This window comes from Anabaena sp. CCY 0017 (genome assembly GCF_963920885.1).
GTDB lineage: Bacteria > Cyanobacteriota > Cyanobacteriia > Cyanobacteriales > Nostocaceae > Nodularia.
This window is the reverse complement of sequence record NZ_CAWUDG010000023.1, coordinates 49,214-69,130: the sequence shown is the minus strand read 5'-3', so window position 1 is coordinate 69,130 and position 19,917 is coordinate 49,214. Positions and strand designations below refer to the sequence as shown.

The following is a 19,917-nucleotide window of genomic DNA, read 5'->3' as shown; positions in this document are numbered from 1 at the left end:
AATCGTTACATTGTTTACACTGTCTTGTTTTTAGACTTGTTTGTCGCCCCGTCAGATTCAAACCACCGGTATTAGTAATCCGAATACTCTGCTCTCGACCAGTACCTTTGTCTTGTGCAGCTACCTTGAGGATACCGTTCACATCAATTTCAAAAGATACTTCTATTTGTGGAACACCACGGGGAGATGGGGGAATTCCTGTCAGTAGAAATTTACCCAGACTTTTGTTATCCCTTGCCATAGCCCTCTCCCCTTGGAGGATGTGAATTTCCACAGAGGTTTGTCCATCCACAGCAGTGGAAAAAACTTGGAACTTACTGGTGGGAATTGTGGTATTGCGTTCAATAATTTTGGTAAACACTTCTCCCAAAGTTTCAATTCCCAGGGATAGGGGTGTGACATCCAATAGCAGAAGATTATCGACCTCGCCACTTAGTATCCCAGCTTGAATTGCGGCACCAAGTGCTACTGCTTCGTCAGGATTGATAGAACGGTCGGGGGATTTACCGTTAAAAAATTTGACAAGGGCATTCTGTACTGCGGGAATGCGGGTGGAACCACCTACCAAAATAATTCGATCTATGTCTTGTGTTTGGAGGTCTGCGTCTTTAAGAGCCTGAGTCATCGGCTCAATGGTAGCTGTAATTAAAGGCCCTGCCATCTCTTCAAATTGAGCGCGATTGAGTTCCATCTCCAGATGTTTTGGCCCAGTCTCATCGGCAGTAATAAATGGCAAGTTAATGGAAGTACTCCCCAGATGGGAAAGTTCAATTTTTGCCTTTTCTGCGGCTTCCCGCAGACGTTGCAGTGCCATTTTGTCGGCAGCAAGGTCAATTTTTTCTTGTTGCTGGAAACGTTCAATCATCCAGTTAACGATTGAGTTATCAAAGTCATCTCCGCCCAAGTGATTGTTCCCACAAGTTGCCTTCACTTCAAAAACTCCATCCCCAAGTTGGAGGATGGAAACATCGAAGGTACCCCCTCCTAAGTCAAATACTAAAATTACTTGCTCTTGGTCTTGCTTTTCTAACCCGAAAGCTAAAGCAGCAGCCGTTGGCTCGTTGATGATCCGCAGAACTTCAAGACCTGCAATAGTACCCGCATCTTTAGTTGCTTGTCTTTGGGCATCTGTGAAATATGCTGGTACGGTAATTACTGCTTGAGTGACTTCTTCACCTAAGAAACTTTCTGCATCCTGCTTAAGTTTTTGCAGAACCATAGCGGATATTTCTTGGGGTGTGTAGTTATGTCCGCGAATTTGAACATCAACAGTATCGTCTCGACCTTTGAGACAGGTATAAGGGACTCGACTGCGTTCTGTTTGAGTATCTTCCCAGCGACGACCGATAAATCGCTTGATACTATAAATTGTGTTTTCGGCATTAGTTACAGCTTGGCGCTTTGCCATCTGACCAAATAAGCGAGTACCACCTTTGCCAAATCCTACAATACTAGGCGTAGTCCGTCCCCCTTCAGTGTTGGAGATGACAATGGGTTGACCACCTTCCAAGACGGCGACGCAACTGTTAGTAGTGCCTAAGTCGATTCCAATAAATTTTCCCATACTTATAGTATTTTTACTGAATGCTTCTACCCTGATATTTTGCGGATGATTTTTTGTAGGGGCTAATGCTTACGATAACTTATATGGAACTGCTCTTGTGAGCAATTGAGACACTGAGAGTTTTCAAGGGTAGGCTTTTTATCCAAAAGTTGCGCCCTTAATGCAAGCTACTCTCAAAAGGTGGGCTGTGAAAGTCCGACAAACTGTCAACAGCCCTCTCCTTTCTTAGATATGCGATGCCTGTTCTGAATAGAATTTAGGCGTTTTTGGTGAATAAGACGAGCTTACTACAGTTTAACTGTCAGTTGAACTCGACTGATCTTCAGATGCTGCGGGTGTGTCTTCCTTGGGAGCAGCCACCTTGACCATTGAATGGCGCAGCACGCGATCGCCCAGATAATATCCGCGTACTAACTCTTCTAACACTGTTCCTTCAGGATGTTCATCCGTAGGTTCGCGCATAACGGCTTCATGAAGATTGGGATCAAATTCTTCACCTTCAGGACGCATGGGTGATACGCCTATGCGTTTGAGGCATTCCACTAGTTGTTTATAAACCCCTTGATAACTTTTGTGAATTGTCATCTCGCCGTCACTTTGTGGCTTGAGGTGCGCTCGCGCCCGTTCAAAATTATCGACTATGGGTAGCAATTCCAAAATAGTGTTCCGCTTTACTTGCAAATCCAGCTCTTCTTTTTCTTTGCTGGTGCGTTTGCGGTAATTCTCAAAATCAGCCGCAATCCTCATATATTGAGTACTGCGCTCTTCTACTTGTGTTTTCAAAGACTCGATTTGTTGAGTTAATTCTGCTAAAACAGCCGGATCTACTTCAGTTTTCTCAGTGGCAGCGACACCATCTTCTGGTGTAAGTGTTGCATCTTCCGATACATGGTTAAAAATGGTCACTTGTTCTGTAACCTCGCTGCCAGATTCGTTGGAGTTAGTTTGGGCTGGGGAGTCGCTCTTCATTGATTGCTTTACCTCTGTTGGTTCACCCAATTGCTGGCTTGTATTGTTTACCTGTTTATTTTCGTCCATCATTGTCTACTCGTCCCAGATTATTTTTATGGCAGTACTTCACCACAGCTTACAACTGAGGCTAATTTTTTTGCCGACATTTTCCTGGAAGTGATGCCACCGTCCCTTTATTGTGACAAATGATGAACACCTTAGCGTAGAGACCCTGGGGACGGTATTCCGAACGATTAGGGTAACATCTTCTCCCCTGCCCCCTACACCCTGCCCCCGTTCTTCTTCTTTGACCATAGCGCTTTTTTATTACTCTGAAAAAATAAAATACGCGGAACAATCTGACATCAGAAGCAGGCCATTTTCTCTGCTTTAATCAACAAAAAAGCACTAGTAAAAATTTTAAACCAAATTTACTCAGTGTAAATGAAAATTATCGACCCCAGCCTGGGAATAATATAGTTAGAGGTTTTCCCTACTCATTGCTCACCTATGACTTACTCGTCACCACAACGGCGCAGTACCGCTATAACTACAAGAACAGAGTTTTCGCCCTTTGGCAACAAGCTCATACAGTCTGGCTACGCCAATACGGAACAGATGAGGCTGGCGCTGATTGAAAGCCGCAAGTCTGGTAGACCCCTAACGGAAGTATTGGAGTCCATCACCGGACAACAACTATCGCCTGAGTTCCTCAGACAATATAAAAAACAACAGCTCTTTGAGTTGAAAATACTCTACGGTGTTGAGTTCCTTGATCCGGAAATCAACGACATTGGCAACACCAATGTGAGCAAGCTCATTGAATCCCTGATCCCAACTGATATCTGTCGCCGCCATCACTTGGTGCCATTATCCAAAAATGAAGACCAAAACCCGCCTTGTGTCTTGGTGGCAATGGTCGATCCGGATAATTTAGAAGCTTGCGATGACCTTAACCGTATCCTGCGCCCCCAAGGTTTGGCATTACAGCGCATGGTAATTACCCAAGAAGATTACCAACAGCTAATTAACCAATATTTGGATAACTTAGCTGTGCGGCAAAAGCAGGAGGAAAAAGAAAAGTTTACAGATATTAATCAAGATTTAGAAAATCTGAGTAATCTTGACCTCAACGATGCCCCAGAAGAGATGGAGGCTGATTTAGGGGCAGCAATGAAGGGTGCAGAAGATGCCCCAGTGATTAACTTGGTGAACAGAATTTTGGCCAAGGCTTTACATGAAGGGGTTTCTGATATTCACATTGAACCACAGGAGGAAAACTTACGCATTCGGTTTCGGAAGGATGGGGTACTGAGTGAAGTGTTCGATCCCCTACCGAAAAAAATCGTGCCTGCGGTGACAGCTCGATTTAAAATTATCTCTAATCTAGACATTGCCGAGCGACGCTTACCTCAAGATGGACGCATCCGGCGAATGTTTGAGGGACGTAAGGTGGACTTTCGTGTGAGTACCTTGCCTAGCCGCTATGGGGAAAAAATAGTATTGCGGATTTTGGATAACTCTTCTACCCAGTTGGGATTAGATAAGTTAATTACCGATCCCGAAACTTTACAAATCGTCCAGGACATGGTGAGTCGTCCTTTTGGGTTGATTTTGGTAACTGGACCGACTGGTTCTGGTAAAACTACATCGTTGTATTCGGCATTAGCAGAGAAGAATTCGCCGGGTATCAACATTAGTACAGTAGAAGATCCCATTGAGTACAGCTTGCCAGGGATTACTCAAGTACAAGTAATTCGGGAAAAAGGCTTAGATTTTGCTACGGCTTTGCGGGCGTTTTTGCGGCAAGACCCAGATGTATTACTAGTGGGTGAAACACGAGACAAAGAAACAGCAAAAACTGCTATTGAGGCTGCTTTAACTGGTCACTTAGTCTTAACTACTTTACACACTAATGATGCTCCTGGTGCGATCGCTCGTCTGGGAGAAATGGGTATTGAGCCTTTTATGGTTTCTAGTTCCCTAATTGGTGTTTTGGCTCAACGTTTGGTGCGGCGTGTATGTTCGGAATGTCGTATTCCCTATACTCCCACAACTGAGGAACTAGCTCGCTATGGCCTAACAGCTTCTCAAGATGTAGCTATAACTTTTTACAAAGCTAACACTTTAACATTAGAAGAGATTACGACAGCAAAAGCCAAGAATCAGCAAGTTTGTCCAAAGTGTAATGGCTTAGGCTACAAAGGACGTTGTGGTGTTTATGAAGTGATGCGAGTCACGGAAAACCTGCAAACTCTGATTAACGAAGAAGCACCCACAGACCGCATTAAGGAAGTGGCAGTTGAAGAGGGCATGAAAACCTTGCTCGCTTATAGTCTAGATTTAGTCCGCCAAGGTGTCAGCACCCTTGAAGAAGTAGAACGAGTCACCTTTACAGATACAGGGTTGGAAGCAGAGTTAAAGTCCAAACGCAAGAGTGGTCTAACTTGTCGCACTTGTCATGCTCTATTACAACCCGAATGGCTAGATTGTCCATACTGTATGACACCTCGGTTTCAAGATTAAGTATTAGTCATTGGTTATTGGCTATGAGTAATGGCTTTTGACGATGGAACTGGAATGAAATAAGTAAAAACAAGGAACTATAACTATGGAAATGATGATTGAAGACTTGATGGAACAGATGATTGAAATGGGTGGCTCGGATATGCATTTATCCGCAGGTTTGCCTCCTTACTTTCGCATCAGTGGCAAATTGACCCCCATAGGTGACGAAATATTGAGTGCAGACCAGTGCCAAAGGCTGATTTTTAGTATGCTCAATAACACCCAGCGTAAAACCTTAGAACAAACGTGGGAGTTGGACTGTTCCTATGGTGTGAAAGGTTTAGCTCGTTTCCGGGTCAACGTTTATAAAGAACGTGGTGCTTATGCGGCTTGTTTACGGGCTTTGAGTTCCAAAATTCCTAACTTTGAAAAGTTAGGTCTGCCAGATGTGGTGCGGGAAATGTCAGATAAACCCAGAGGATTAATTCTGGTGACAGGCCCCACAGGTTCCGGGAAGACAACGACCTTAGCGGCAATGATTGATTTAATTAACCGCACTAAAGCAGAGCATATTCTGACTGTAGAAGATCCGATTGAATTTGTTTATGAACCAATTAAAAGCCTCGTCCACCAAAGACAACTAAACGAAGATACCAAGAGTTTTTCTAATGCTTTGAGAGCCGCTTTACGGGAAGATCCAGATATTATTTTGGTTGGGGAAATGCGGGACTTGGAAACGATTTCTTTGGCTATTTCGGCGGCGGAAACAGGACACTTGGTATTTGGGACTTTGCACACCAGTTCGGCAGCACAGACTGTTGACCGGATTATTGATGTGTTTCCTCATGAAAAGCAAACTCAAGTGCGGGTGCAGTTATCTAACTCTTTAGTCGCCATATTTAGCCAAACTTTGGTAGAAAAGAAAAATCCTAAACCAGGTGAATTTGGCCGGGTAATGGCGCAAGAAATTCTCATTGTTACTCCTGCTATTTCTAACTTAATTAGAGAAGGAAAAACCGCACAAATTTACTCAACTATTCAGACTGGTGGTAAATTGGGAATGCAAACTTTGGAAAAGGTTTTAGCTGATTTATACAAAGCTGGAACTATTTCTTTTGAAGCAGCAATGTCTAAAACTTCCAAGCCAGACGAAGTTCAACGTCTCATCGGTACTTCTGCGCCACCAGCAGGTGCAAGACCTGGTGCTGGTGCTACCAGAGCGCGTTAAATTTCTCCACTTTCAATTATCTAATTTGAAATTACTTCAGCCATGCCAACTTATGTAGCCCGTATTCGGGATTCTCAAGGAAAATCCCGAAAGGAAAAAGTCGTTGCCGAATCCTTGTCACAAGCCCGCACTAACCTTAGAGACCAGGGTTTTGTTGTCCAGGACTTAAAGCCGCATCAGAGTCTTGCCAGTTTTGATTTGAATAAAATTACATTGGCAATGACTAAGGTGACGGTTAAAGATAAAGCGGTATTTTCCCGTCAATTTGCGGCTTTGGTGAATGCAGGTGTCGCAATTGTTAGAAGTTTAGGGGTGTTGTCTGAACAATGTAGCAATCCTAAATTAAAACTAGCACTCATTGACATCAGTAATGATGTGCAAAGTGGGATGAATCTTTCCGATTCTATGCGTAAACATCCCGCCTGCTTTGATGGTCTATATGTCAGTATGGTTCAAGCCGGTGAAGTGGGCGGTGTTTTGGATGAAGTGCTGAATCGTTTGGCTAAGTTGTTAGAGGATGTTGCTAGATTACAAAACCAAATTAAATCAGCATTGTCTTATCCAGTGGTTGTGGGTTTTTTAGCAACCGCTATCTTTGTGGGGATGACTGTTTTTCTGATTCCCATTTTTGCCAATATTTTTACAGATTTGGGAACAGAATTACCAGCCCTTACCCAATTTTTGATGACGTGTAGTGAAATTTTGAGAAGTTGGTGGTCTTTAGTTGTTGTTGGTGCTTTGATTGGATTTAGTATTGCTTATAAGCAATACTACAAAACACCTGTTGGTCGGATAACGATTGACCGCCTTTCTCTGAAAATGCCTTTGTTTGGTGATTTGATTCAAAAATCATCAGTTGCACGCTTTAGTAGAACTTTTGGCGCTCTGACTCGTTCTGGTGTGCCAATTCTCACTTGTTTGGAAATCGTTCGGGATACATCAGGAAACCAAGTGGTTGCGAATGCTATCGATGCAGCCCGTGTAGATATTCAGCAAGGAGGAATGATTAGCTTGGCTTTGCAACAAGATCAAGTTTTTCCGGCTATGGCTATTCAGATGATTAGTATTGGTGAAGAAACTGGTGAATTAGATGCCATGTTGATGAAAGTTGCTGATTTCTATGAAGATGAAGTAGAACAGGCCGTTAAAGCACTCACGAGTGTTTTGGAACCATTGATGATTGTGGTTTTAGGGGGTATGGTGGGGACAATTTTGTTGGCGATGTATTTGCCGATGTTTAAAGTGTTTGAAACTTTGGGTTAAGTGATTAGAATTCATGGAAAAAGAGTTAGGGGTCAAAACTGTTTATTCCTAACTCTACATAATTTGGGATTTTGCTGAAAAGCCCAAAATAATTATTTTAATTACGAATTACAAACTAGGAATTACGAATTAGTAAATTAATTATGCCTGTCAAAAAATCTCACTATGAAGCCAGTTTGGCAGAGTATAGCAATAATTTAGCTGCGATCGCTTTACTCAAGCAACACCGACCATACTTAGAAATGATTCCCAGTTTGCGTCGTCCAGATGACAGTATTATTACTATACCTTTACCGATTGTTCGCTTCCGTGGCACTGCTACAACAGATGCACACACAACTTGCTTACCCTGTGACATAGCAATTATTATGTGTGACCCAGAGTGGAAAATCAAAACAGGAGTGGAAATATTACTTTTTATTCATCGTCCCCATGAAGACTTTTCTGATTTATTAGGGCGTTGGCGAAAAACGCAAGTTTTGCTAGATAAAGATTATGAATGGTTAATGCCTCTACGTCACAGGCATATTTTGAGTGATGGGGCGAATACTGTCTATCCTCTATTTGTGGTTTTTAGCGAGACTTCAGAACGCATTCAGAGGGGTCTTGTAGGGGCAGAACTGCCATTTATTATGCAAACACCCTCTTTTTTACTAGAAGAGGAAATTCAGGCGGAGCTAGAGGCTAACCGCTAATACTGCTACACGGAAGAGAAGTAGGTTGGGTTAAGCACAGCGCAACCCAACAAAGCAACGAAAATGTTGGGTTTCCTGCCGTCAACCCAACCTACATTGAAATCTAATTTTGGGTTTTAATAGTGGCTTATTTCACAAATTGGGGCATAATTTCCGCAGCAGTGAAAATGCCATAAATACCGCGTTGGTGTAATTGTCTACCAGCTTTGAGATAGCCAAAGGCAGGACCGCAAACATTGGCTGCCATACTGGTTTCATCTCCTAATGTAAAGGTATGGGTGGAAATTTTACCTTCAAAGGTGCGTCCGGTGACTTTAACATTGGTGCTGAGGGGTTTTTTGGCATTGCGAGTATCGACGACTCCACCAACTGTAACGCGATCGCGTGAACAAATTCCCGCAAATTCTAACATCACATCATCAGCGTGTTCCATATTCTCTAAAGTCAGCACGCCATTGGTTTTATCTAATAAGGCTTCAACTTCAGCATCAGTCATCGCCCTCGCAGTTTCTACACTATAACCAGGCATATGTCCAATGTCTTCCCGAACTGTGGCGCGGTAAGCTTCCCAATTGGCAATACCGACACCAAAGGTAATTTCTACTTTATGAATTTCGGCGTAGCTTTGGGCGGCTAAAGCGGCGGCGGCGGTTAATAGTCCTGGTGTCGCACCACATCCAGACATATAGGTAATTCCGGCGGCTTGCAGTTCGTTTTTCATCGCCAAAAGTTGTTCTACTGCACTGGTGCGTTTAATCGCATCTACTAGCACACCCCGCCAACCCGATTTGATAAATTCTTGGGCGACGGAGGGAATAAAGTCATTCGGGAGGTTGGGTAAAGCGAGGAAATACCCATCTACAGGCTGAGTGGTAGCGATTAAATCTTGAATGCTGTTATTGCTTAATCTGCCAACTGGTTCTAAATAACCGACAGAACCTTGACTTTGGTAGGTTTTAATGCATTCTTGAGTATTTAAACCTTCGCTAGAGTAAGCGTAGCCTTTTTGGTCTGCGGCTGCGACTAAGATCATTTCCCGTTTGCTGGAGAGGAGTTTAGCGGCGGCTTGTCCCAGTCCACCGAAACCCAGGACTCCGACGCGGATAGGTTGGTTTGTTGGTTGTGTATTCATAGTAAATTTGTGGCGTTGTGTTAACAGCTATAAAGGTTAATTATGCTCCATTATCCTTGCTTCGTTAGCTGACTAATAATTTTTTTACCAGAATATTTTGCAGATTTGAGCTTGGCTATAAAGAAGGTGATGTTTAGATTACAATTGTTATGGGACTTACGACTTGACAGAAAATACAAAATATGAGTAGGTTGCTCAGATTTGAAAATCTGATTTTTAATTATGCCAGCTAGAGACATCTATCACAGCACCGTAAAAAATGCACTCGTCAAAGATGGCTGGAAAATTGTCTATGACCCTTTACGAATTCGTTTAGCGAGAGGTAAAAATCTATTTGTTGGTTTAGGTGCAAAAAGATTATTCAGTTAAGTCGGCGTAAAAATTTCAATGTATGTCATTGCGAATGGAACGAAGTGGAATGAAGCAATCGCATAGGTTTGTTGTTAGTCGGAGATGTTGCGATTGCTTCGTCGTTCCTCCTCGCAATGACAATTATTATGTTGTTGCGAAATAAAAACTGGGATGCACCCCGCGTTATTATCATGAATATAAATTATTTTGATAAGTGAAGTATCGCTAATAATGATAACAGTCTACCCATTTCGCGCAAATTCTTGATATCTTGTTCAAAATCCTCAACCCCATAATGCACTGGGATTTCACGACTTGCGAGTAAATGCTGAAAAGCTATACGATTCATACCAGCAAATCGACTTGCTTGTGCAAGAGTTAACTTGTCTTTCTGAAAGAGCATCACCGCAATTTCTCGCTTCATTTCCTCTTCATTCATGCGAGTTGTGGTTAATATTTCATTAGGAATAACGACGCTCATAGTTACGATCCACTTGAACACTATTTATTAGATTGTAGTTGATTTACAGCCCTTGGTGCAGGTGCGCCACGTAACATACCTTCAGTGCTGAGGTCTTCGTCAATTTCTTCCCAATGAATACCGTAACCACCCCCGCAGGTTTCCCATTTTAATCGCTGTTCAGGAGTAGCATTAAGCAGCTTGGGATACCACACCAATGGTACTGTAATTGTGCGTCCATCCATTAAATCAACACTGATGCTTTCTTCAGTAAAGGATACATTCTTAACTCTTTCTTCCGCCCTAACTGCCAAAATACCCATCCCAAGCCTCCAAAAGTTTTGTTTGATTTTCTTGTACTAAACCTTGTCTACTTTGAGAACTGTAGTTTTTAGTCAAGATGGTGAGATTGCTTCCTTACGTCGCAATGACAAAAACTCCACCTTTCATGATGGACAAGGTTTAACTCTTCTATTCTGACTGATTTATTCGCTCATCCTTTACAATAAAGGTGTTGCAATAATCAATGTCACGAGGACTAAAAAAATGGATGTTGAAAAACTAAGTAGCCCAACAATAGAAGTATCTGATATTACAGCTTGGGATAAAAACGGACAAAAGCTTTTAGTATCAAAAATTAGAGCCAGAGATATTGAGGAAGATATTAAAGGAAAAGTAGAAGAAATCCTCAAATTTGAGTATGAACATAATCATCTCATACTTCCTTATGGGATGACCGCTACTCCTGAATACATTAATATTTTTCAATGGGATGGTAATAATCTAGCAACTGTCTACACCTTCCCGACTCATGAAGTGATGACTGAATACGATTCCGAATTTGCAACCAAGAGAATTTCTGAATTTTATCTAGAAACATTAGTTGAGAGTTGGTTAAGAGATTTAGCGTACAACTGGAAAACAGATAATCCTCCTAAATCACAAGAGTTAGAGCAAATAGGTTTTGTGGAAAAGCTGGCAGATGCGGCATAATTGGGAGTATACAATCTAGTGACTACACTTTATATTGAAACTAATTTTTTTATTAGCTTTGCTAAAAATCAGGATCAAAATGCTGAAATTTTGATTTATCCTCAACAGTTGGAGGAAATCTCAAATATTACAATTTTGACTCCTGCAATTTGTTATATGGAGTCTCTTTCTGTTTTAGCAGATGAACGCAGAAGGAGACATGATTTTACAGAAAAGTTAGAAAAAGAAAGGAACGAACTAAAAGGAAATATTAAATCAAAATATTCTGCTGAAATTTTGCGTTCTTTTCAAATTGCCAAACTTAATAACGAAGCGATGACGGATGATATTGAAAATCGCCTTTTTGAAGTTTTGAAGTGGGCTGCAAATAATGTGGATTTAATAAATCTAGAACCATCAATATTTATAGACAGCCTTAATCAAAAATTTATTCCTGATCCCACAGATAACTTAATTTTACATTCTATTCTTAATCACGCTAAAACCTCTTCAGATGATCAGAAAGTTCTGTTGACTGGAAACTCTAAAGACTTTGGGACAAAAGAGATTAAGCAAATATTGGGTGCAGCAGGAATACAAAAATATTTCGCCAGTACCAAATATTTTTTAGGGTGGTTGCAGTCTATTTAGCTATTTTGTAAAAAAATCAGTGGGGCGATCGCATCTCGTAGCGCATATATGAAATAATCCGAGTGGGTTAAACAACCCTGATTGAATCTATCTATGGCAAGAATAGTGTATATTCAATGGTAATGATAAAATTTTTCAATAAATTGTATACTTTTATGAAGGGGATAACTGGCTAAACTACTGCTAATGCTTGCTTTGAGGACTTTTGTCGCTGATTTTGGCAGCGTAATTGTGAGCTTGACTAATTTAGTATGTTAAGCGAAACTAACTAATAACTGAAGTATGTGCTTATAATATTAATAAAATTTGTAAAGATTCTGAGATATATATTTTGAGAGATGGAACATTTGTTCACAAATGGCAAGTTTGTATCTAAGTAACAATGTTCCGATGGCTATATTTTTAGCCTGCTGCTTAGGCAGTAAAGTTCAAACGTACTATCAAGGTTGGCTAAAAGCATGGAGACATTAGAGTTCATCATCTATCCAGACGGTCGAGTACAAGAAACAGTCACTGGTATTGTGGGCAATTCTTGCGCTGAGGTTACAGCAGCAATAGAAGCACAACTGGGACAAGTACTTAGTCATCAGCCAACCTCAGAATTCTTCGCCGCACAGGTGCAACAATCAGCTGTAGCCACTACCCAAGCCACATACAGCGATTGGTAAATTTTCTTAAAAGTTTCGTGTCATTTATTCACAACTGCCATGTCACACTTTAGCCAAATTAAAACTCAAATCCGTAACCTTGATTCTTTGAAAGATGCTCTAACAGAATTGGGCATAGACTGGAGACCAGGCCCACGCGAAGTCCGTGGCTATCGCGGTCAAACTCATCCTGCGGAAGTCACGATTGAGCAGGAAAACGGCTATGACATCGGTTTTAGATGGAATGGCAAAGAATATGAGTTGGTGGCTGACTTGCAATATTGGCAACAAGGCTTGTCTGTCGATGGCTTCTTACGCCAAGTAACTCAACGCTATGCTTATCAGTCCGTTGTGAAAGAAACTGCTCGCGCAGGCTTTCAAGTGACTGAACAAGAAAAAAATCAAGATGGCTCAATTCGCTTAGTAGTACAACGCTGGAGTGCGTAATGGCTGATTTTTTGCCCTCGCAGTCAGAACCAGAAGACAACCAGAACGGTTTGGAACCAGAGTTAGGTGGCTTCTTACGAGATGACCCAGAACGCTCTGGTTTAGAGCCGGAATTGGGTGGTATTGAGCGTCAGAAGGGTGTTTACGTTGACGAAATCACCTGTATTGGCTGCTTACACTGCGCTCATGTGGCACGTAACACCTTCTACATTGAACCAGATTATGGGCGATCGCGTGTGATTCGCCAAGATGGTGACGGGGAGGATATCATCCAAGAAGCAATTGATACTTGTCCAGTCGATTGCATCCATTGGGTTGATTACACCGAACTGAAAAAGTTAGAAGAAGAACGTAAATATCAGGCTATACCTATTGCAGGCTATCCAGTTGAACAGGCTGTATATGCTGCTGAACGGCGACGTAAAAAACAAAAGTTAAAAAACCAAAAACCCCATTAATAATTCGTAATTAGAAAACCTTTCATAGGCTATCTTGTATCAGGTGGAGATAGAAATCCCTACCTGATATAAAAAAGTGCTGAGTGCCAGTTTTTATATATTTGAACCACACTGTAGGGGCGCAAGTCCTTGCGCCCCTACAGTGTGGTCTATTTATAGCAACCGCCAAGGAGGTTAGGAGATTTTTGATTGCTGAAAGCCTTGATGTAAGGGCGGGCTTATTAAAATTATTATTAGTAATTGAGCATATCTGTAAACCCGCCCCTACTTGGTTTTTACTCAGGACTTTCCTATATTGGCAGCGTTTGGTTGCGCTGCGCTTAACCCAACCTACGTTTAATGCACTATTTTAGGCTTGTCAGTCCACTACAAATTGGGGATTCTATTCACTTTCAGGGAATGTTTGAACCCTACCATCAGGACCGAGAACAACTCGAATTCTGATATTTTGCCCATATTTATTGGCAGAAACAAAGGGTTGACCAATTTCAGGCATTCCCACATTTTCAACAAATGTTCTTGCTGCCTGATTTAGAGGATATATTCTTTCAATTTTACCATCAATACCCACCATTAAACTATATTCTAATGTTTGTGTGAATCCAGTCGGGGGCTGCCAGCGTTTTGTAAAAATTTCTCTAGCTTCTGCTACTTGAGGTGTGTCAAACAAAGTCGGAGCAGAGGTAAATTCTTCTGATTGCGGCTTGACGCGTTCATTACTTAATCTACTAACTAAGGCATTCTGATCTGCCTCAGTTGCGACATTTACAGAAGACTTCATTGCTTCTTCTATTTGCTGTATCTGGATGCGTGGGTCAGATGAAGAAGAAGTCTGCCTCCTATTTTGATTGGGATTCGTGGACACAGACAAGGGAACTGATGAGCTACTGAGTGATGTGTCTGGGTTAGCAGATAGGCTGGGTGGTAAAGTCCGCCTTTGGGGGATCGCAGTTTCACTCTGAGGAATTGAGCCTGTGAGGTCTGTCTGGCTATTGGGCTGAATAGTAAGTTGCTGTTCGGGAATTCTTGTAGAGGCTATACTGCGTGAATTGCTGTCTATGTTGGGGATTTTGGTCTCAAATATAGATAGTGGATCTTCTTGAGATGGTAAGGATGAGGCGGAATTTGTAAAGAGACTCGAATTAGGTGCTGTCGAGGGCTGTTGAGGGAAACTAGCGGTAGGAAATTGAGAGTCTGCACCTGGAAGCGGTAACGATGTCAAATTATCTGGGGGTGTAAATCCCCGTGGCGATGGGGGAACATCGAGAGACGCTGAGGGTTCTAGGGCAGTGTTCGCCGCTTCTGAGTCTGATGTTGCCGCTATTTGTGGTTGATTTTGCCTGTTATTGTTGGCAAACTGCAAAGTTATTGGTAATAAACCTATACCTAAAACCATGACTGCGGCAATAGGAGACCAAGCAGGTAATCGTAGAACTTTATTATTGTTATGGAGATTTGGTAAAGCCATGACATCAGCAGAATATTCGTCTAAAGCGGTTGCTAAATCGAATAGTTGCAAAAGACTGAGTTGAATTACAGAACCAGAGATTTCGTTAGCGAGGGAGCCAAGAAACAGATTGTGAGTTAAATAACTGCCTGTTTCTAAGTAGATTTTGTTCTCTGTTTGCGCTGTAAAGGATTTAAGATTTTTAATGGTTGGTTGTAAAGATGGCTGAAAATCTGTGAACTCGGAATTATCAGATACTTTACTAGAATCTTGGGGTTCACAAAGACTGAGCCAAAAGTTATCTGGGGGTTGTTGAAGAAATTCTTGTACATAGCTGGTGACAACATCACACAACATTTCTAGTTGATCTCTATCACCCCGAATGGGAATTTTACTTTCGTCTGGTAATTGGGGGTCGTCAAAGTGGAGTTCAAAGGTTAACTGTTTGATCACCGTTTTTCCCATCCACTGGGATAAAGGTGAACTTTGCGCCAATATTTCTAAGGTACAAGTTGGTGGTGTGTAACGTCGAATGACAGAATTTAATGATGGCATGGCAGAAACGGCGAGGGAGACGATTATCTAAAATTTTGCAGAACTGTCTATGAGTGCTAGCCAGAAACGGCGATGTCCACCAGGCGCACTGTAAAACAATAAATCTACAAGCAGCTTTAGGGCCAAGTGGGTAAGTAGATCCGTGGTTATTTGGTCGTCGTCTTCCATCCGTTCTTGGTAAGTATTGCAAAAAGCATCGATGTAATCTCCAAGTAAGGCAACCTGATGAGGTTCCCGCTTCTTTTCCGCCATTTGTTCGAGTAGACCAACAGCACGGCGAATCAATTCCTGGTGCTGTTTGGCGAGGTAGCAGGTAATGAGAACAAGCGATCGCGCTTCTTCCACATCTAGCTTTTTTCGCCCACCTTGACCTTTACGCAAAGGATTAGACTGACGCAAGCGCCATAAAGCTACCCGGTCTGGCACTCTTGACTCTAAATTCAGATTAATTGCCGCAGACAGCATGGCCTCGGAACCAATACCAGTGAAAGTTTCTAGCGCCAACAGCACCAAGTCTAATTGGGTTTTGATGTTGTCCCATTCCACTGTGTTTGGGGCTGGAAGCTTAATTAAATCCGCCCACTGGGGATTTGGTGTGGCTGAATCGGCGGCCGAGTGCATAACTTTTAGCATAGGTGATCAGGCTGTAGGGGCTGTTGCTGTTACCCATTTTGAAACCAGACTCTGAAATATCAAGGTTGGGTTCCCATCGCTATTAGCTAGAAGCTGCCGCAAGCTTTGCTCATTTTGGTAAACAGCAATAGTCTTTGTCTTACTCTACTAGATGAAAATTTATTTTCAAGAAATTTACTTGATAAAAGTGATTAATCTCTTCCCCCAGAAAACTATGATTTCAGTAGAAATGTATAAATAAACATTACTAAATTTAGTTAATATCTAATTGTTAATTACTTTAAATACTCAGGTAATTAGTATAGCAAAGTGCTGATTGCTGAGTGCTAAGTGCTGAGTATAAACCCATTTGCATTCAGCTTTTGAGCCATCAACACTGTTCTAACCGATATGACGGTTGCTATAAATAGACATTAACAATCTAGTAATCTGTGATTGTGATATTTATTGCCACTTTATTTAATATTGGCAATAGTGACACCACTGCCACCATCTGCCTGTTCTGCGGGTTCATGGTGGCTAACTCTGGGGTGTTGGTGCAAAAAGGCGTGAACTCCTTGGCGCAACTTCCCGGTTCCATGTCCGTGAATAATCCATAAGGGGCCTGTGGCTTCCGAGATTGCTTTGTCTAAAATAATCTCCGAATCAGCTACCCGTTTCCCACGCAAATCCACTGTATTTCGAGAGGTGCGAATCACAGGGGCGCTTTGTTCGGGTTGAGTAATTGGGGCTGGGGCTGGCTTTTGTTTAACAACTGGTTCAGGTTTCTGACCATCCAAAGATTCGATGTCTTCCAGCTTTACGGTCATTTTCATGATGCCAAAACGGACGCTAAATTCACCATCAGCATCGGGGGCGGTTAAAACGTCTGCTGTTTGCCCAAACTGGGAAAGCCGGACGCGATCGCCTACTTTGGGCATAAACCCGACTTTGGGCTTTGGTGCTACCTTTGGCTGATATTTTTGGGAAATTTGATTTAACGCATCAGTGGCTTGTTGGGCATCTTGGGCTTTTGGTGTGCCTTTTTGCAAACGGCGAATCACTTGGGCAATTTCACCTTTAGCTTGAGCGATCGCTTGCTGTACTGCTACTTCCTGATCAGCCCGCAAAGCTTTTTCCCGTTCCTGCAAAGCATCAGATTTTGCCGAAACTTCTTTGTATAAACGTTCCGCTTGCTGCAACAAACTTTGAGCTTCCGCCGCTTTAGTTTCTTGGCGGCGGCGTTGTGCTTCTAACCCAGCAATCACCTGGTTAACTTCGTCTGTAGCCCCTCCTACCTGAGTTTTAGCCTGTGTCACCACTTCTGGTTTTAAACCCAAACGCCGGGCAATTGTCAAGGCGTTGGAACGTCCAGGAATGCCCCACAATAAACGATAGGTAGGCGAAAGGGTACTTTCATCAAATTCTACAGAAGCATTTTCAAATCGCTCATCTTCATATTTCAGCGCTTTCAATTCACCAAAGTGAGTTGTGGCAATGGTTAGCTGGGCATGATTGGCGAGATATTGCAACAAGGCGATCGCTAAAGCACTACCTTCTACTGGATCAGTTCCCGCCCCGACTTCATCCAGGAGGACGAGTGCGTTGCTAGAGACGCGATTCATCGCGTCTGTACAAGCAGGAGATGGGGTAGCATTTTCTGGCTGTTCTTCGTTATCCAACGCATTCAAAATTCGACTAATTCGGCGAATATGTCCAGAAAATGTCGATAAACTTTGCTGTAAGGATTGTTCATCACCAATATCAGCTAATACCTGCTCAAACCAAGGTATTTCTACAGGTTCACGGGCGGAAACAAATAACCCTACCTTGGCCATTAATGCTGCTAAAGCGAGGGTTTTTAAAGTGACTGTTTTACCCCCGGTATTCGGTCCGGTAATCGTTACTACCCGCAGATGGGGACTAATCAGCAAATCCACAGGAACCACAGCTTGACCCTGTTCGTGTTGCTGTTGCCACACTAGCAGAGGATGCCGTAATTGGCGCAGGGTAATGATTTCATTGTCTTCACGGTTGATAAATCTGGGGGGATTTGCTCCTAACCAGAAACTATACCTCGCTCTGGCGGTGGCTAAATCCAACGTCGTCACAATTGCTAACAACCGTTCTAAATCTGGCTTGACTTCTGCTACTTTTTGTGTAAGAGTGCGGCGAATCGCTTCTTCTTCTGTTTGCTCTCTTCTAATTGTCTGCCGCAATTGGTTTCCCAAAGGCACAATCGAATTAGGCTCTACGTAAAGAGTCGCACCACTGGTGGAAGTATCATGGACAATGCCGGGAATGGCATCTTTTTGGGGTAATTTCACCGGGATGACATAGCGATCGCCCCGTTGCGTAATGATCTGTTCTTGAACCGCTCCAGATTTTGCTTGTAAAATATTTTGCAGTTTCTTGGTAATTTGACTGCGTATTTTACGTAAATCTGTGCGAATTTCTCCCAGTTTCAGACTCGCACGGTCGGTTACTTGGCCTCGTTCATCAATACATCGGTGTATTTCTTGCTCTAGTTCGGGATAAGTCCGCAAATCGGCGACTAAATCCGCTAATGTGGGCAAATCTTCTTGGTTATCAATGACACGGCGTAAATTTCTTGTCCCGGCCAAAGTTGTAGCGATCGCCAGCAGTTCATCCCCTGCTAAAATACCGCTAAGTTCAGCGCGTTCTAAGGAATCACCAATATCTTGAATCCCTTCAAAAGATAGTCCTGTTGTTGTCCGAGTTTCCAGTTGGTAGACTTCTTTAGTTTGTGCTAACAACTGCTGACTTGCTGCTTGAGATGCAGGGATGTTCAGATTAAGTGATGCGATCGCCCCTAGCTTAGTTGCCGCAAATGTGGAAAGATGCTGGCAAAGGCGATGCCATTCGAGTAGTTCTAAGGTCTCAGATTGGATCAAGGCTTCAATGTCGAATCTGAAAGAATTTTGACACACTCCCCCGCATAAATGACGGGAGATTCTGGGTTTAAACAGTAATTGCAGGCGTAGCGCGTCTTATAGGGTTCCTCGCCCAATGGACAACGCCCTGCCCATAAGCTGTTCACCACGGAATTTTAACTCGCGTTAGCGAACCATTTTATTGTATCACCACCGAATAAATTCGGTTTACAAACAACTTAACTTTTAAGTAGAAATCCTAAAAAATATAAATAAATATTTTCTTGTATTCAAATAAAAATTAACTCCGAGTTATCAAATGTACAATGTTGCCTGGACAGGTGTAATTTTGATAACCATAATAATTTAGTGTAGCACCACTGCTAAATACATAGCAGGAACAAACTTTTATGCTGTTTAGTCCCGCCAACTTGCCTTATTGGATATTCCTGGGAATGGGAGTAGTGCTGTTTCTGTTTGTGATTATCTCCGGTGGGGAAGATGCAGATGCAGATGCCGAATTTGATGCGGATACCGATGCAAATTTCAGCTTTGTTCAAGCATTGGGATGGCTAGGTATTGGTAAGGCTCCGCTCATCTTATTACTAGCAGCAGATTTGAGTTTGTGGGGCGTTTTTGGACTGATATTAAATACTTTAGGGAGTGGAATAATTAATGGTGGTTTCAGTGCATTGGTTAGAATTATTGTATTATTAGTCTCGTTAATTCTCAGTTTATTAGTGGGAAGATTTATCGCAGAAATAATTGGTAAACTTTTTGCAGATTTTGGAGAAGATGCCAGTAGCGATCGCTTGATTGGTTGTATTGGTACTGTGAGTTCTTTTTATATTCCTAGTGAAACTGAAGGTAAAATTGGACAAGTAGATGTATTAGATCCAAAACGTAATTTTCTTACAATTAGTGCCGCTTTACCAGAATGGGCAACCATTGCACCACAACGTGGTGAGGAAGTGATTGTCATTGAAAATCAACCGCAAAATTATCTGGTAATTGCCAAAGATAGCACAGATGAACAACTTTGGTTAGCTAACTCCAGCCAGAAAAATAAAACTTAAATAATT

Annotated in this window: 19 protein-coding genes; 11 read left to right on the top strand and 8 right to left on the bottom strand. The window is 42.2% G+C overall.

All coding sequences use genetic code 11. The features are described from left to right. Together dnaK and grpE are read right to left on the bottom strand one after the other, a co-directional pair. Positions 1–1,564: molecular chaperone DnaK (dnaK, locus tag ACM0OW_RS20985; RefSeq protein ID WP_414552073.1), on the bottom strand; the 1,564-nt coding region annotated here is incomplete at its 3' end. A 294-nt stretch (positions 1,565–1,858) separates the two neighbouring features. Next, positions 1,859–2,605: a nucleotide exchange factor GrpE gene (grpE, locus tag ACM0OW_RS20980; protein WP_414552072.1), complete on the bottom strand. Its 747-nt coding sequence runs from the start codon at positions 2,603–2,605 to the stop codon at positions 1,859–1,861. A gap of 420 nt (positions 2,606–3,025) precedes the next feature. On the opposite strand from grpE, the gene ACM0OW_RS20975 reads away from it, so the two are divergent. The 4 genes from ACM0OW_RS20975 (at position 3,026) to ACM0OW_RS20960 (ending at position 8,209) form a co-directional block, all read left to right on the top strand. Next, a complete protein-coding gene (locus ACM0OW_RS20975; RefSeq protein WP_414552071.1) occupies positions 3,026–5,041 on the top strand; it encodes a GspE/PulE family protein in 2,016 nt (671 codons plus the stop codon). An 85-nt stretch (positions 5,042–5,126) separates the two neighbouring features. Further along, the gene (locus ACM0OW_RS20970) at positions 5,127–6,251 is read left to right on the top strand and encodes a type IV pilus twitching motility protein PilT (RefSeq protein WP_414552070.1); all 1,125 of its coding nucleotides are present in this window, start codon (positions 5,127–5,129) and stop codon (positions 6,249–6,251) included. A gap of 42 nt (positions 6,252–6,293) precedes the next feature. After that, complete coding sequence (locus ACM0OW_RS20965) at positions 6,294–7,514, top strand: type II secretion system F family protein (RefSeq protein WP_414552069.1); 1,221 nt, start codon at positions 6,294–6,296, stop codon at positions 7,512–7,514. A gap of 143 nt (positions 7,515–7,657) precedes the next feature. Then, positions 7,658–8,209, top strand: a complete 552-nt coding sequence (locus ACM0OW_RS20960; RefSeq protein ID WP_414552068.1) for a hypothetical protein — start codon at positions 7,658–7,660, stop codon at positions 8,207–8,209. Positions 8,210–8,336: 127 nt separating this feature from the next. Here ACM0OW_RS20960 and bioU read toward each other — a convergent pair whose 3' ends face one another. Further along, positions 8,337–9,341 (bottom strand): (S)-8-amino-7-oxononanoate synthase BioU, encoded by a 1,005-nt coding sequence (gene bioU, locus ACM0OW_RS20955; RefSeq protein ID WP_414552067.1) that lies wholly within the window; start codon positions 9,339–9,341, stop codon positions 8,337–8,339. A gap of 222 nt (positions 9,342–9,563) precedes the next feature. Between bioU and ACM0OW_RS20950 the strand changes: the two genes are divergently transcribed. Then, on the top strand, positions 9,564–9,710 hold the full coding sequence (locus ACM0OW_RS20950; protein WP_414552066.1) for an element excision factor XisH family protein: 147 nt from the start codon (positions 9,564–9,566) through the stop codon (positions 9,708–9,710). Between the two features lie 184 nt (positions 9,711–9,894). Here ACM0OW_RS20950 and ACM0OW_RS20945 read toward each other — a convergent pair whose 3' ends face one another. Both ACM0OW_RS20945 and ACM0OW_RS20940 read right to left on the bottom strand, forming a co-directional pair. Continuing rightward, positions 9,895–10,173 (bottom strand): UPF0175 family protein, encoded by a 279-nt coding sequence (locus tag ACM0OW_RS20945; protein ID WP_414552065.1) that lies wholly within the window; start codon positions 10,171–10,173, stop codon positions 9,895–9,897. 20 nt (positions 10,174–10,193) lie between these two features. Next, positions 10,194–10,475 carry a DUF2442 domain-containing protein gene (locus tag ACM0OW_RS20940; RefSeq protein ID WP_414552064.1) on the bottom strand — a complete coding sequence of 94 codons (282 nt, stop codon included), beginning with the start codon at positions 10,473–10,475 and terminating at the stop codon, positions 10,194–10,196. Positions 10,476–10,698: 223 nt separating this feature from the next. Between ACM0OW_RS20940 and ACM0OW_RS20935 the strand changes: the two genes are divergently transcribed. The 5 genes from ACM0OW_RS20935 (at position 10,699) to ACM0OW_RS20915 (ending at position 13,327) form a co-directional block, all read left to right on the top strand. Next, positions 10,699–11,145 (top strand): hypothetical protein, encoded by a 447-nt coding sequence (locus ACM0OW_RS20935; RefSeq protein WP_414552063.1) that lies wholly within the window; start codon positions 10,699–10,701, stop codon positions 11,143–11,145. Positions 11,146–11,163: 18 nt separating this feature from the next. After that, a complete protein-coding gene (locus ACM0OW_RS20930) occupies positions 11,164–11,775 on the top strand; it encodes a PIN domain-containing protein (protein WP_414552062.1) in 612 nt (203 codons plus the stop codon). Between the two features lie 458 nt (positions 11,776–12,233). Next, entirely contained in the window at positions 12,234–12,443 is a 210-nt protein-coding gene (locus ACM0OW_RS20925) for a DUF2997 domain-containing protein (RefSeq protein WP_271942997.1), read from the top strand. A gap of 39 nt (positions 12,444–12,482) precedes the next feature. Beyond that, positions 12,483–12,869 carry a DUF1257 domain-containing protein gene (locus tag ACM0OW_RS20920; RefSeq protein WP_414552061.1) on the top strand — a complete coding sequence of 129 codons (387 nt, stop codon included), beginning with the start codon at positions 12,483–12,485 and terminating at the stop codon, positions 12,867–12,869. Then, entirely contained in the window at positions 12,869–13,327 is a 459-nt protein-coding gene (locus ACM0OW_RS20915) for a ferredoxin (protein ID WP_414552060.1), read from the top strand. The genes ACM0OW_RS20920 and ACM0OW_RS20915 overlap by 1 nt, the downstream gene beginning before the upstream one ends. A 382-nt stretch (positions 13,328–13,709) precedes the next feature. Here the strand turns inward: ACM0OW_RS20915 and ACM0OW_RS20910 are convergent, their stop codons facing one another. The 3 genes from ACM0OW_RS20910 to ACM0OW_RS20900 all read right to left on the bottom strand — a co-directional run bounded on the left by ACM0OW_RS20910 (position 13,710) and on the right by ACM0OW_RS20900 (position 18,856). Beyond that, complete coding sequence (locus ACM0OW_RS20910) at positions 13,710–15,329, bottom strand: DUF4335 domain-containing protein (RefSeq protein ID WP_414552059.1); 1,620 nt, start codon at positions 15,327–15,329, stop codon at positions 13,710–13,712. A gap of 27 nt (positions 15,330–15,356) precedes the next feature. After that, entirely contained in the window at positions 15,357–15,962 is a 606-nt protein-coding gene (locus ACM0OW_RS20905) for a DUF3038 domain-containing protein (RefSeq protein ID WP_414552058.1), read from the bottom strand. Between the two features lie 455 nt (positions 15,963–16,417). Continuing rightward, on the bottom strand, positions 16,418–18,856 hold the full coding sequence (locus ACM0OW_RS20900; RefSeq protein WP_414552057.1) for an endonuclease MutS2: 2,439 nt from the start codon (positions 18,854–18,856) through the stop codon (positions 16,418–16,420). Between the two features lie 389 nt (positions 18,857–19,245). On the opposite strand from ACM0OW_RS20900, the gene ACM0OW_RS20895 reads away from it, so the two are divergent. Then, entirely contained in the window at positions 19,246–19,911 is a 666-nt protein-coding gene (locus tag ACM0OW_RS20895) for a DUF1449 domain-containing protein (RefSeq protein ID WP_414552056.1), read from the top strand. Positions 19,912–19,917 lie beyond the last annotated feature (6 nt).

What these genes read in the sequence shown, in the direction of transcription:
- grpE (WP_414552072.1), bottom strand. Translation starts at nt 2,605, where the DNA reads ATGATGGACGAAAATAAACAGGTAAACAATACAAGCCAGCAATTGGGT.
- ACM0OW_RS20975 (WP_414552071.1), top strand. Translation starts at nt 3,026, where the DNA reads ATGACTTACTCGTCACCACAACGGCGCAGTACCGCTATAACTACAAGA.
- ACM0OW_RS20970 (WP_414552070.1), top strand. Translation starts at nt 5,127, where the DNA reads ATGGAAATGATGATTGAAGACTTGATGGAACAGATGATTGAAATGGGT.
- ACM0OW_RS20965 (WP_414552069.1), top strand. Translation starts at nt 6,294, where the DNA reads ATGCCAACTTATGTAGCCCGTATTCGGGATTCTCAAGGAAAATCCCGA.
- ACM0OW_RS20960 (WP_414552068.1), top strand. Translation starts at nt 7,658, where the DNA reads ATGCCTGTCAAAAAATCTCACTATGAAGCCAGTTTGGCAGAGTATAGC.
- bioU (WP_414552067.1), bottom strand. Translation starts at nt 9,341, where the DNA reads ATGAATACACAACCAACAAACCAACCTATCCGCGTCGGAGTCCTGGGT.
- ACM0OW_RS20950 (WP_414552066.1), top strand. Translation starts at nt 9,564, where the DNA reads ATGCCAGCTAGAGACATCTATCACAGCACCGTAAAAAATGCACTCGTC.
- ACM0OW_RS20945 (WP_414552065.1), bottom strand. Translation starts at nt 10,173, where the DNA reads ATGAGCGTCGTTATTCCTAATGAAATATTAACCACAACTCGCATGAAT.
- ACM0OW_RS20940 (WP_414552064.1), bottom strand. Translation starts at nt 10,475, where the DNA reads ATGGGTATTTTGGCAGTTAGGGCGGAAGAAAGAGTTAAGAATGTATCC.
- ACM0OW_RS20935 (WP_414552063.1), top strand. Translation starts at nt 10,699, where the DNA reads ATGGATGTTGAAAAACTAAGTAGCCCAACAATAGAAGTATCTGATATT.
- ACM0OW_RS20925 (WP_271942997.1), top strand. Translation starts at nt 12,234, where the DNA reads ATGGAGACATTAGAGTTCATCATCTATCCAGACGGTCGAGTACAAGAA.
- ACM0OW_RS20920 (WP_414552061.1), top strand. Translation starts at nt 12,483, where the DNA reads ATGTCACACTTTAGCCAAATTAAAACTCAAATCCGTAACCTTGATTCT.
- ACM0OW_RS20915 (WP_414552060.1), top strand. Translation starts at nt 12,869, where the DNA reads ATGGCTGATTTTTTGCCCTCGCAGTCAGAACCAGAAGACAACCAGAAC.
- ACM0OW_RS20910 (WP_414552059.1), bottom strand. Translation starts at nt 15,329, where the DNA reads ATGCCATCATTAAATTCTGTCATTCGACGTTACACACCACCAACTTGT.
- ACM0OW_RS20905 (WP_414552058.1), bottom strand. Translation starts at nt 15,962, where the DNA reads ATGCTAAAAGTTATGCACTCGGCCGCCGATTCAGCCACACCAAATCCC.
- ACM0OW_RS20895 (WP_414552056.1), top strand. Translation starts at nt 19,246, where the DNA reads ATGCTGTTTAGTCCCGCCAACTTGCCTTATTGGATATTCCTGGGAATG.